Source organism: Stenotrophomonas sp. PS02300 (assembly GCF_029959395.1).
GTDB classification, from domain to species: Bacteria; Pseudomonadota; Gammaproteobacteria; order Xanthomonadales; family Xanthomonadaceae; genus Stenotrophomonas; species Stenotrophomonas maltophilia_AD.
In genome coordinates, this window is the sequence record NZ_JASCOP010000129.1 from 1 (window position 1) to 11498 (window position 11498).

An 11498-nucleotide genomic window follows, 5' to 3' on the forward strand; every position below is an offset into this window, starting at 1 on the left:
GCCCGGGGGGGTGTGGCCTCGGGGCGGCGGGGCGGGCCGGGGGGGCGCCGCGACGCCAGCGTCATCGCGCCCAGCCGGGCGCCGAAGGCGCGGGTCAGCTCGGCGTTGAAGGCGGCCTCGTCCAGCGCCAGCACGCGCTCGGCCTCGGCATCGGGCAGCGTCCACACGATGGAGCTGCGGCGCGTGCCGGCCGGCAGCACCGCCAACGGGCCGGTGGTCAGGAAGCGCTGCCAGGCCGTGGCCTGGTTGTCCTGTTCGGTATCGATGTAGGCGACCACGCCGCGCTGGCCGTACTCCTGGCGGCTGACCTCCACGCCGGCCAGGCGGCGCAGGGTCGAGTCCGCACCGTCGGCAGCGATGGCGAGCGCTGCGTCCAGCCGGCGTCCGTCCTCCAGCCGCACGCGCACGCCGTCGGCATCCTGTTCCAGCGCGTCCACCCGCGCCGGGCAGCACAGCTGCACGCCCGCCGCCGGCAGGGCCGCCCACAGCCGGTCCACCAGCAGGTCGTTCTCCACGATCCAGCCCAGCTGCTCACGGCCCAGGCGGTCGGCGTCGAACTGCAGTTCCTCGCCGCCAGCGGCGTCCCAGACGCGCATGCGCCGGTACGCACAGGCGCGCGCGGCCAGCACCGCCGGCCACACCCCGAGGGTGCGCAGCAGCTGCGCATTGTCCGGGGCGAAGGCGTACACCCGCAGGTCCGGCTGCTGCGGCTGCCACGCGGGCGGCTCGCGCCCTTCGACCAGGGTGACCTGCAGCCCGGCCTCGGCCAGCGCCAATGCGCAGGCGGCACCGACCACGCCGCCGCCCACCACGATCACATCGCGCGCGCGCCGGCTCATGCGCCGGCTCCACGGCACAGCGCCGGGACTTCGCCGCGGAAGCCCATCGCGCCGCCGACCAGCATCGACTGCATCGACGTGGCCTGCGCCGCCAGCAGCCCGAGGCTGCGCAGCGGGCGCATCAGCGGCGCCGGATTGCTGGTCAGCCGCGCCAGCCCACCGGAGAACGCGATGGTCTGGCGGCGATCCTCGTCCCGGCGCGCGACATGCGCCTGCAGCAGTGCATCGCTGCCCACGTCGGCGGCCGTTTCGATCAGTTCGGCCAGGGTCAGCGCATCGCGCAGGCCCAGGTTGAAGCCCTGCGCACCCAGCGGGTGGATGGTCTGCGCCGCATTGCCCAGCAGCACCGCGCGCTCGCCCACCAGACCCTGCGCCAGCACCTGCACCAACGGGTAGGCACTGCGCGGGCCGCTTTCCAGCAGCCGCCCCGCGCGCCAGCCGATGGCCTGCTGCAGTCGCGCCAGCCACGCCGCGTCGTCCAGTGCCAGCACCGCATCGGCCTGGTCGCGGGCCACGCCGTGCACCGCCCCGTAATGGCGGTCGCCACGCGGCAGCAGGGCGGTCGGGCCGGTATCGGTAAAGCGTTCGAACGCGGTGCCGTCCGGCGCGCGCGCCGAGCGCACGCGGGCCACGAACAGGGTCTGCTGGAAATCGTGCTCGTCCACGCCGATGCCCAGCGCCTCGCGCACGCCACTGCGGGTGCCATCGGCGCCGACCACCAGCCGCGCCAGCAGGGTGCGCTCACCGGTATCGTCGGCGATCACCACTTCGCGGCAGCCATCGATGGTGGCGCCCAGCCGCACGAACCGCGCGGGCCGGTAGCGGGTCAGGTGCCTGAGCCCCCGCAGGCGGGCTTCCAGTGCCTGGCCAAAATCGCGCGCCACCACCACCTGCCCGAACCAGGGGCGATCGTACTGCGCAGCGTCCATCTGGACCCGGCCGAAATCCCCGGCGCGGCTGACGTGGATGCGGGTGATCGGCCCCACCGCCGAGCCCAGCAGCGGCATCACCCCCAAGGCAGTGAGGGCGTTGACCGTGGCGGCGGCGAAACTGAGGTTGCGCTGGTCGAACACCGGCGGCAGCGCGCCGGCCGGCGCGATCTCGACCAGCCCGACATCGCGGCCGGCCCGGTCCAGGGCAATGGCCAGGCTGGCGCCAACCAGGCCGCCGCCCACGATCACTACGTCATGACGTTCACTCATGCCGCCCATGATAGTGCGTGCGGCCCGGCTACGCCCCGTGGCGGCAGGCGCTAGAATGAACGCTGGACTCCCACCGCCCGCCCCCATGACCACCACTGCCCAACGCGCCTTCATCCTGTTCGTGCTCGTGCTGCTGATGGCGGCGACCCGGGTCAATCACTTCGCGGCGATCCCCGACGCTTCGTGGGCGGTGTTCTTCATTGCCGGCTTCCACCTGCGCAGCTGGACGCGCTGGGCCTTCCCGCTGCTGATGGTGCTGGCGATCGTGATCGACGTGCTGGTGATCCGCGCCAGCGGCATCGGCTACTGGCAGCATTACTGCGTCTCGCCGGGTACCGCGCTGCTGGTGCCGGCCTACTTCGCGATGTGGGCCGGTGGCGCGCTGCTGCGCAAGGGCTACCACGGCGCAGACTGGACCGCGCTGGCCAAGGCCTCGGCCCTGCTGCTGGCGGCGGTGGCGGTGTGCCACCTGTTCGCGCAGAGCGGCTTCTACTGGACCAGCGACATGGTCGCCGCACCGACCCTGCAGGGCTGGGCACGGAACTATGCGGACTGGTTCCTGCCCTACCTGCGTACCGCCGCGATCTACGTAGGCCTGGCGGCCGCGCTGCAGCTGGCCACCGAGCAGGTCGTCAAGCTGCTGCACGCCCGCCGCGACGCGCTGCACTGAGCCCGGCACGCATGGGCAACCGGCTGTCGCGCATCTACACCCGCACCGGCGATGACGGCAGCACCGGCCTCGGTGACGGCAGCCGGGTGGCCAAGGATGCGGCACGGGTCAACGCCTTCGGCAGCGTGGACGAGGCCAACTCGGCGCTCGGGGTACTGCTGGCGGTGGCGCTGCCCGATGACGTGCGCGCGCTGCTCACCACGGTGCAGCACCAGCTGTTCGACCTGGGCGGGGAGCTGTGCATTCCCGGCCATGCGGCGATCCAGGCGGGCGACGTCGAGGCGCTGGAGCGCCAGCTGGACCACTACAACGCCGGCCTGCCCGCGTTGAAGGAATTCATCCTGCCCGGTGGTGGCGAAGCCGCCGCACGCTGCCACCTGGCCCGCACCATCGTGCGCCGCGCCGAGCGCGAAACCGTCACCCTGGCCCGCCAGGAACCGGTGCGCGCCGAAGCGCTGCATTACCTCAACCGGCTCTCGGACCTGCTGTTCGTGCTGGCCCGCGTGCTCGCCCGCGCCGATGGCCACGGCGAGGTCCTCTGGCAGCACACCCGCCGCCACGGCTGAGCCGCCCCACCGCCCCGGAACCCTGTCCGCATGCTGGTTTTCACCCATCCCGCCTGTCTGCAACACGATCCCGGCCGCGGCCATCCCGAATGTCCCGAACGCCTGCAGGTGGTGCTCGACGCCCTGCGGGCCGCCTACCCCGACCAGCTGGACTGGCGCCAGGCGCCGCCGGCCAAATTCGGCGAACTGGCGCGCGTGCACGACAGCGCGCTGATCGATCAGGTGCTGGCGCCGCAGACCGAGCCGTTGCGGCTGATCGACATGGACACCATGACCTCGCCCGGCTCGGCCAGTGCCGCGCTCCATGCCGCCGGCGCCGGCGTGGCGGCCGTCGATGCGGTGATGCTGGGCGAGGATCCGGTGGCGTTCTGCGCGGTGCGCCCGCCCGGCCACCATGCCACCGCGACCACCGCGATGGGGTTCTGCCTCTTCAACAACATCGCCATCGCGGCCGCGTATGCGCGCGACCGCTATGGGCTGGAGCGGATCGCGGTGGTCGATTTCGACGTCCACCACGGCAACGGCACCCAGGACATCTTCGTGGCCGACCCGCGCGTGGCCTACTACAGCACGCACCAGGCCGGGCTGTTCCCCAACTCGGGCCTGCGCCGCGACCGTGGCGCGGGCAACCTGCTCAACATCCTGCTGCCCCCGGGCAGCGGCAGCTTCCGTTTCCGCAACACGTGGGCCGACGAAATGCTGCCGGCCATCGACGATTTCCGCCCGCAGCTGCTGCTGGTCTCGGCCGGTTTCGATGCCCACCTGCGCGATCCGCAGGCCGACCTGATGCTGGAAACCGAGGATTTCGCCTGGATCACCGCCGAGCTGCGCGGCCTGGCCCGCCGCCATGGCGGCGGCCGCATGGTGTCCATGCTGGAGGGCGGATACGACCTGCAGGCCCTTGCCGAATGCTCTGTCGCGCATGTGGGCGCGATGCTCTGATCGGTGCCGGCCAGCCGCGTTCCGGATGAACCTGAACCCTTGCCCGCGGCAAGCCTTCATTGCCCCTATGCAAGGGATGGGGCAAGCTACGATCCGTTTTCGTCCGAATCCGAATCCCGCGTGCGCCGAGCCCTCCGCCTGCTGCCTCTCCCCCTGAGCATCGCCATCTGCCTGCCGGCCATGGCCGACGACAAACCGGTGAACTGGGGCCTGTGCCCGGTGACCGATGTCCTGCCCGTCTTCCAGGACGCCCCTGTGGCGGACAAGGCCGCGGCCGAAACCCGCGACCAGCAACCCACCGATATCGAAGGCGACACGCTGTTCGGTACCAGCACCGTGCCGCAGTACCAGGGCAACGTGGCGCTGAAGCGTGGCGACCAGTTCCTGGGCACCGACCACCTGAGCTTCGACACCGAAAGTGGCAACTACATCGCCGAAGGCAATGTGCGCTACCAGGATTCGTCGATCCGCCTGATCGCCAAGCGTGCCGAAGGCAACCAGGAATCGGATACCCACAAGATCAGCGACATCCAGTACCAGCTGGTGGACCGGCGCGGCCACGGCGGCGCCGATTCGATCGACCTGCAGGGTTCGGTGGGCCAGATGCACCGCTCGACCTACACCACCTGTGATCCTTCGCAGCCCGTATGGAAGCTGTCGGCGCCGCAGATCGACGTGGACAACGACGAAGGCTTCGGTACCGCGCGCAATGCGGTGCTGCGCATCGGCAAGGTGCCGGTGCTGTGGGCGCCGTATTTCAAGTTCCCGATCGACGACCGCCGCCAGACCGGCCTGCTGTACCCGCAGCTGGGCATGTCCGGGCGCAACGGCTTCGACTACGCCCAGCCGATCTACTTCAACCTGGCGCCGAACTACGACGACACCTTGACCCCGCGCTACATGAGCAAGCGCGGACTGATGCTCGACAACGAGTTCCGCTACCTGTACGACGGCGGCCGTGGCGAACTGCAGACCGCCTACCTGCCCAATGACAAGCTGCGCGACAAGGATCGTGGCCAGGTCGAGTACAGCGGTTACCACAACATCAACAAGACCTGGCAGGCGCGCGCCAACATCGCCTGGGTCAGCGACGAGCGCTACACCGAGGACTTCTCCAGCAAGCTGCTCGGGGTGACCACGTCCAGCCTGCAGAGCCAGGTCGGCGTCTATGGCACCGGCAAGACGTGGCGGGCCGGGCTGATGGCCGACTACTGGCAGCTGACCGATTACACCCTCACCGAATCCTCGCTGCCGTATTCGCGCCAGCCGCGCCTGTTCGTCAACTGGGACAAACCGCTGTTGCCGTGGCTGGAAGTGGGCGTGTACGCCGAGGCGGTCCACTTCACGCATGACGACGTCAACCTGAAGACGCAGCTGCCCGATGGCGAATACGTCCGCACCGGCGTGGTGAGGCCGTATTACGATGGCTCGCGCCTGGACGTGAAGCCCTACGTCAGCCTGCCGTTCGCCGGTGCATCCTGGTATGTCACTCCGACCCTGGCCTACCGCTACACCGGCTACGAGCTCGACCGCGGGCTGGCCGACCAGACCCGGCTGCAGGCGTTGCGCGACGCGGGCATCAACCCGGCCACCGCGACCCCGGACCAGCTGCGCGGCAACACCTCGCCGCACCGCAGCGTGCCCATCGCCAGCCTGGACGCCGGCATGTTCTTCGACCGCGAGACCACCATCGGTGGCACCTCGTACCTGCACACGCTGGAGCCGCGCCTGTTCTACCTGCGTACGCCCTACCGCGACCAGAGCGACCTGCCGATCTTCGATACCCGTGACTTCACCTTCAGCTGGGGCCAGCTGTTCCGCGATTCGCGCTACACCGGCGCCGACCGCCAGAACGACGCCAACCAGCTGACCATGGCGATGACCACCCGCTTCATCAACCAGGAAACAGGCCGCGAGCGCTTCTCCGGCAGCATCGGCCAGATCCTGTACTTCGACGACTCGCGGGTTACGCTGCCCGGGACCACCTCGCAGGTGGAACAGGGCAAGTCGGCCTGGATCGCCGATGCCAACTACGCCATCAACGACCGCTGGAACCTGGGCGCCACCTACCAGTGGGACCCCAAGTACAAGCGCGAGGACCTGGCCAGCGTGCGTGCGCGCTACCTGATGTCCAACGACGGCATCGTCAACCTGACCTACCGCTACCGCATCAACGCGGCTGCCCCGGCCACCGCGACCAAGGAAGAGCGCACCCTGCTGGAACAGGTGGACCTGTCCTTCCTGTACCCGATCAACCAGACCTGGAGCCTGGTGGGCCGCTACTACTACTCGCTCGAGGACAAGGCGCCACTGGAAATCATCGGCGGCGTACAGTGGGACAGCTGCTGCCTGGCGGTGCGCGCCCTGGCCCGCCGCTACGTGCGCAACCGCGAGGGTGAGCTGAACAATTCCTTCCAGATCGAGTTCGTGCTCAAGGGCCTGAGCTCCATCGGCCAGAACACGGACCGCACTTTGCGCCGTGCTATTCTCGGGTACTACCGAGACGACCTCTATCTCGTGCCGCCCAGCACCACGGGCGCCCCCACGCGCGAAGACTACGATCCCAATCTGATCCCATGACCAAGACCTTCCCCGTCCTACTCGCTTCCCTGATCGCAGTCAGCACCGTCGCCGCGCCGCTGCAGGTGCTGGCCCAGCAGGGCCAGTCGCTGGACCGCATCGCCGCCATCGTCGACGAGGATGTCGTGCTGCAGAGCGAGCTGGACCGCGCCATCATCAACATCAAGGCCCAGTACGCCGGCCGCGAAGGCCAGCTGCCGCCGGATGACGTGCTCAGCCGCCAGGTGCTCGAGCGCCTGGTGCTGGTCAAGCTGCAGGTGACGCGTGCCGAAGGCAGTGGCATCAAGGTCAGCGACCAGGAGCTCAACCAGGCCCTGAACGCGATTGCCCAGCAGAACGGTTCCAACCTGGACGCCCTGCGCCAGCGCCTGGCCGCCGATGGCGTGGACTTCAACGACTTCCGCAGCTCGGTCCGCGATGAAATCACCGTGCAGCGCCTGCGCCAGAGCTTCGCGCAGAGCCGCATCAGCGTCAGTGAGGGCGAAGTGGATGCCGCGCTGAAGCAGGAAGCCACGGCGGGCACCCAGTACCATCTGGCCCACATCCTGATCGCCCTGCCCGAAGGCGCCACCGCCGAGCAGATCGCCACCGGCCAGAAGAAGGTCGATGGCGTGAAGGGCCTGCTGGACAAGGGTGAGCTGGACTTCAACGCGGCCGCTGTCCGCTATTCGGACAGCCCCAATGCGCTGGAAGGCGGCGACCTGGGCTGGCGTTCGCTGGATGAGATTCCCGGCGCGTTCGCGCAGATGATGACCGGCATGAAGGCCGGCGACGTCGTCGGCCCGCTGCGCGGCCCGAGCGGCTTCCAGCTGTTGAAGCTGGTGGAAGTGCGCGATGCCAGCGCCGCCACCACCGGCCAGACCATCACCGAATACCACGGCCGGCACATCCTGATCCGGGTCAACGACCAGCAGGACAACGCCACCGCCAAGGCCAAGATCGACTCCATCCGTGCGCGCATCGCCGGTGGCGCCGAGTTCGAGGCAGAAGCCAAGGCCTCGTCCGAGGACACCAACAGCAAGGGTCAGGGCGGCGATCTGGGCTGGTTCCCGGCCGAGGCGTTCGGCCCGGACTTCGGCAAGCAGGTCACCGGCCTGAGCGACGGCGGCGTCAGCCAGCCGTTCCGCACCGACGCCGGCTGGCACATCGTGCAGCGCGTGGCGACCCGCCAGACCGATTCGGGCACCGACAACAAGCGTGCCCAGATCCGCGAGACGATCGGCCGCCGCAAGCTGGAAGAAGAGTACAACCGCTACCTGCAGGAACTGCGCGGCGAAGCCTACGTGGACCTGCGCACCCCGGCAGCGGCACCGGTCGCAGCTCCGGCTCCGGCCCCGACCAAGCCCTGAGGCACTGGCGATGATCCCGCAGCTCGCTCTGGTACCGGGCGAGCCCGCCGGGATCGGTCCGGAACTCTGCCTTCGCCTGATCCAGCAGCCGCGCACCGATTGCCGGCTGCTGGCCTTCGCCGACCCGGACACGTTGCGGGCGGCCGCAGCGGCACTGTCGCTGCCACTGAACCTGCTTCCTGAAGACGCCATCGCCCGCCAGCCGGGCGATCTGCCGTTGCGCGAGGTCCGCAATGCGGCCCCCTCCCGCTTCGGCCAGGCCGACCCGGCCAATGCCGGCGCGGTGATCGGCGCGCTGCTGCAGGCCGGCCAGGCCTGCCTGGACGGCCACCTGCACGGGGTGGTCACCGGCCCGGTGCACAAGGCGGTCATCAACCAGGGCGGGATCGCCTACAGCGGCACCACCGAACTGCTGGCCGACCAGGCCGGGGTGGAGGTGGTGATGATGCTGGCCAACGACATCGTCCGCGTGGCGCTGGCCACCACCCACCTGCCGCTGCGCGCGGTGGCCGATGCGATCACCGCCGATGGCCTGGCGCGCACGCTGCGGATCGTGCACGACGCGCTTCGGGGGGACTTTGGCATCGCCACGCCGCGGATCGCCGTGCTGGGGCTGAACCCGCATGCGGGCGAAGACGGGCACCTGGGCCGTGAAGAACTGGACCTGGTCATTCCGCTGCTCGCGCGGCTGCGCACCGAAGGGATGGACCTGGTCGGCCCGCTGCCGGCCGATACTGCCTTCCTGCCGCAGAAGCTGGCCGGGTTCGACACGGTGCTGGCGATGTACCACGACCAAGGCCTGCCCGTGCTCAAGTACAGCGGTTTCGAGCAGGCGGTGAACATCACCCTGGGCCTGCCCTACCCGCGCGTGGCGGTCGACCACGGCACCGCGCTGGACCTGGCCGGGCGCGGCATCGCCGACCCCTCCAGCCTGCTTGCCGCCACGCAGTGGTGTGCCCGGCTGGCGCGCCAACGTACACTGGTGCCATGACTTCCCCGCATTCCCCCTCGGCCGCCGGGTTTACCGCGCCGGCCAAAAAGCAGCTGGGCCAGCACTTCCTGGCCGATCGCACCTACATCGACAAGATCGTCCTGGCGGTCAACCCGAAGGACGACGACCGCCTGGTCGAAATCGGCCCGGGCCAGGGCGCCATCACCCTGCCGCTGCTGCGCCGCCACCCGCGCCTGACCGTGATCGAATTCGACCGCGACCTGATCGCGCCGCTGACGGCGGCCGCAGAACCGCTGGGCGAACTCACGATCATCCACCGCGACGTGCTGCAGGTGAACTTCACCGAGGTGGCCGGCGACGGCCAGATCCGGCTGGTGGGCAACCTGCCCTACAACATCTCCTCGCCGATCCTGTTCCACGCGATGGACCATGCGGCGGTGATCCGCGACATGCACTTCATGCTGCAGAAGGAAGTGGTGGACCGCATGGCCGCCGCGCCGGGCAGCAAGGTCTACGGCCGGCTCAGCGTGATGCTGCAGGCCTGGTGCAAGGTGACCTCGCTGTTCGTGGTGCCGCCGGGCGCGTTCCGGCCGCCGCCGAAGGTCGATTCGGCGGTGGTCCGGCTGGTGCCGCGCGATCCCGACACGGTGGGCATCATCGACCGCCGTCGCTTCGCGGACGTGGTCCGCGCCGCCTTCGGCCAGCGCCGCAAGACGCTGCGCAACGCACTGAATGGGGTGGTGACGCCCGAGCAGTTCGAGGCGGCCGGGGTGCGCAGCGATGCGCGCGCCGAGCAGCTGGAAGTGGCGCAGTTCATCGCGTTGGCGAACGTGCCGCGCGCGGAAGATTGAAACTTTCACTAAACTGCCTTGATGAACGACGCTGCACACTATGCGATCTCGGTCGAGGTCGCCCCGCGCTTCCTCGATGACCAGTCCACGCCCGAGGACGGGCGGTTTGCGTTTGCCTACACGATCCGCATCCACAACGGCGGCCGCGTGGCGGCGCGCCTGGTGGCCCGCCACTGGCGGATCACCGACGGCAATGGCCGGGTGGAGCACGTGGATGGCGATGGGGTGATCGGCGAGCAGCCGCGGCTGCGCCCGGGTGAAGACTTCCGTTACACCTCCGGTGTCATGCTGGAAACCGAACACGGCACGATGCAGGGGCATTACGACATGGTGGCCGACGATGGCACCGAGTTCGCCGCCCCGATCGCGCCCTTCGTGTTGACCATTCCGCGCACGCTGCACTGATGGAGGCGCACGCATGAGTGTCTGGGCCATCGGCGACCTGCAGGGCTGTTACGACGTTACCCAGCGCCTGCTGGAGAAGATCCGCTTCGACCCGGCGGTGGACAGGCTGTGGTTCTGTGGCGACCTGGTCAACCGGGGCGGCCAGTCGCTGGAAACGCTGCGGCTGGTGCATTCGCTGCGCGAGCAGAGCGTGGTGGTGCTGGGCAACCATGATCTGTCACTGCTTGCCGTCGGTGCGCGCACCGAGGAAGAGCAGCGCAAGGTCAACCCGGACCTGCTGCGGATCGTGCAGGCCGAGGACCGCGACGTGCTGCTGGAGTGGCTGCGCCTGCAGAAGCTGGTGCACGTGGACCGCGAGCTGGGCTGGATGATGGTGCACGCGGGCCTGGCCCCGAAGTGGACCACGCAGCTGGCCGAGAAGCACGCGCGCGAGGTGGAGGTGCAGCTGCACGGCAGCGGCTACCGCAAACTGTTCCGCAACATGTACGGCGACAAGCCGGGCTGGTCGCCCGGGCTGGCCGGTTACGACCGTTCGCGGGCGATCATCAACCTGCTCACACGCATGCGCTACTGCACGCCGCGCGGGCGGATCGGGATCGAGGACAAGGGCACGCCGGGCACGCAGGAACAGGGGCTGTATCCCTGGTTCGAGGTGCCGGGCCGGGTCGAGCGCGATCTGAAGATCGTGTGCGGGCACTGGTCGGCACTGGGCCTGACGATCACCCAGGGCGTGCATGCGATCGACACCGGCGCGGTCTGGGGCGGCAAGCTCACGGCGCTGCAGCTGGATACCGAAGAACTGCGCGTGGTGCAGGTGCCGGGCCGCGATGTGCCCAAGCCGGTTGCACCGCCGCGTCCGCCGGCACGTCGTCCGGCTGGCGAAGGTAATCCGGGCAACAACGGCAATGGCCGGCCGCCCCGTGGGCAGCGCCAGAATCAACAGCAACAGCAGCCACGTCGTGCGCGCGAGCCGGCTGGGAATGCGGGCGACGGTACCCCGACTACCGCGTAAAGCCAAAGCCCTGGCCTGCGAACGTATCTGCGCTGGGCCGGCGGTGGCGGGGGTACGGGGGGCGCCGTGAACCCTTCCATGGGGGCTCTTGCGAAACATCCATGTTTCGCAAAGCCCCCGTACCCCCGCC

11 protein-coding genes are annotated in these 11498 nt (G+C 69.4%); 9 read left to right on the plus strand and 2 right to left on the minus strand.

The genetic code is table 11. The annotated features are described in order from the left end of the window. Together QMX79_RS17440 and ubiH are read right to left on the minus strand one after the other, a co-directional pair. Positions 1–839, minus strand: an 839-nt coding sequence (locus QMX79_RS17440) for an FAD-dependent oxidoreductase (protein WP_282247867.1), incomplete at its 3' end; no start/stop codon positions are given. Next, on the minus strand, positions 836–2041 hold the full coding sequence (gene ubiH / locus QMX79_RS17445; protein WP_282247868.1) for a 2-octaprenyl-6-methoxyphenyl hydroxylase: 1206 nt from the start codon (positions 2039–2041) through the stop codon (positions 836–838). The genes QMX79_RS17440 and ubiH, both read right to left, overlap by 4 nt. Positions 2042–2126: 85 nt before the next feature. Between ubiH and QMX79_RS17450 the strand changes: the two genes are divergently transcribed. The 9 genes from QMX79_RS17450 to QMX79_RS17490 all read left to right on the plus strand — a co-directional run bounded on the left by QMX79_RS17450 (position 2127) and on the right by QMX79_RS17490 (position 11368). Continuing rightward, positions 2127–2711 (plus strand): hypothetical protein, encoded by a 585-nt coding sequence (locus QMX79_RS17450; RefSeq protein ID WP_282247870.1) that lies wholly within the window; start codon positions 2127–2129, stop codon positions 2709–2711. 11 nt (positions 2712–2722) lie between these two features. Next, complete coding sequence (locus QMX79_RS17455) at positions 2723–3277, plus strand: cob(I)yrinic acid a,c-diamide adenosyltransferase (RefSeq protein ID WP_282247871.1); 555 nt, start codon at positions 2723–2725, stop codon at positions 3275–3277. Between the two features lie 30 nt (positions 3278–3307). After that, on the plus strand, positions 3308–4219 hold the full coding sequence (locus tag QMX79_RS17460; protein WP_282247872.1) for a histone deacetylase family protein: 912 nt from the start codon (positions 3308–3310) through the stop codon (positions 4217–4219). Positions 4220–4339: 120 nt separating this feature from the next. Beyond that, positions 4340–6799, plus strand: a complete 2460-nt coding sequence (gene lptD / locus QMX79_RS17465) for an LPS-assembly protein LptD (protein ID WP_282247873.1) — start codon at positions 4340–4342, stop codon at positions 6797–6799. After that, positions 6796–8148, plus strand: a complete 1353-nt coding sequence (locus tag QMX79_RS17470) for a peptidylprolyl isomerase (RefSeq protein ID WP_282247874.1) — start codon at positions 6796–6798, stop codon at positions 8146–8148. The genes lptD and QMX79_RS17470 overlap by 4 nt, the downstream gene beginning before the upstream one ends. A 10-nt stretch (positions 8149–8158) precedes the next feature. Further along, on the plus strand, positions 8159–9139 hold the full coding sequence (gene pdxA, locus QMX79_RS17475; protein ID WP_282247875.1) for a 4-hydroxythreonine-4-phosphate dehydrogenase PdxA: 981 nt from the start codon (positions 8159–8161) through the stop codon (positions 9137–9139). Further along, the gene (rsmA, locus tag QMX79_RS17480) at positions 9136–9951 is read left to right on the plus strand and encodes a 16S rRNA (adenine(1518)-N(6)/adenine(1519)-N(6))-dimethyltransferase RsmA (protein WP_282247876.1); all 816 of its coding nucleotides are present in this window, start codon (positions 9136–9138) and stop codon (positions 9949–9951) included. Before pdxA ends, rsmA begins: the two co-directional genes overlap by 4 nt. A 21-nt stretch (positions 9952–9972) precedes the next feature. Further along, entirely contained in the window at positions 9973–10356 is a 384-nt protein-coding gene (apaG, locus tag QMX79_RS17485) for a Co2+/Mg2+ efflux protein ApaG (protein ID WP_214904791.1), read from the plus strand. A 13-nt stretch (positions 10357–10369) separates the two neighbouring features. Next, positions 10370–11368 (plus strand): symmetrical bis(5'-nucleosyl)-tetraphosphatase, encoded by a 999-nt coding sequence (locus QMX79_RS17490; protein ID WP_282247877.1) that lies wholly within the window; start codon positions 10370–10372, stop codon positions 11366–11368. The last annotated feature ends 130 nt before the right edge of the window (positions 11369–11498 follow it).

Bases quoted from the DNA above. Each gene is read 5' to 3' on its own strand.
- ubiH (WP_282247868.1), bottom strand. From the start codon at position 2,041: ATGAGTGAACGTCATGACGTAGTGATCGTGGGCGGCGGCCTGGTTGGC.
- QMX79_RS17450 (WP_282247870.1), top strand. From the start codon at position 2,127: ATGACCACCACTGCCCAACGCGCCTTCATCCTGTTCGTGCTCGTGCTG.
- QMX79_RS17455 (WP_282247871.1), top strand. From the start codon at position 2,723: ATGGGCAACCGGCTGTCGCGCATCTACACCCGCACCGGCGATGACGGC.
- QMX79_RS17460 (WP_282247872.1), top strand. From the start codon at position 3,308: ATGCTGGTTTTCACCCATCCCGCCTGTCTGCAACACGATCCCGGCCGC.
- QMX79_RS17470 (WP_282247874.1), top strand. From the start codon at position 6,796: ATGACCAAGACCTTCCCCGTCCTACTCGCTTCCCTGATCGCAGTCAGC.
- pdxA (WP_282247875.1), top strand. From the start codon at position 8,159: ATGATCCCGCAGCTCGCTCTGGTACCGGGCGAGCCCGCCGGGATCGGT.
- rsmA (WP_282247876.1), top strand. From the start codon at position 9,136: ATGACTTCCCCGCATTCCCCCTCGGCCGCCGGGTTTACCGCGCCGGCC.
- apaG (WP_214904791.1), top strand. From the start codon at position 9,973: ATGAACGACGCTGCACACTATGCGATCTCGGTCGAGGTCGCCCCGCGC.
- QMX79_RS17490 (WP_282247877.1), top strand. From the start codon at position 10,370: ATGAGTGTCTGGGCCATCGGCGACCTGCAGGGCTGTTACGACGTTACC.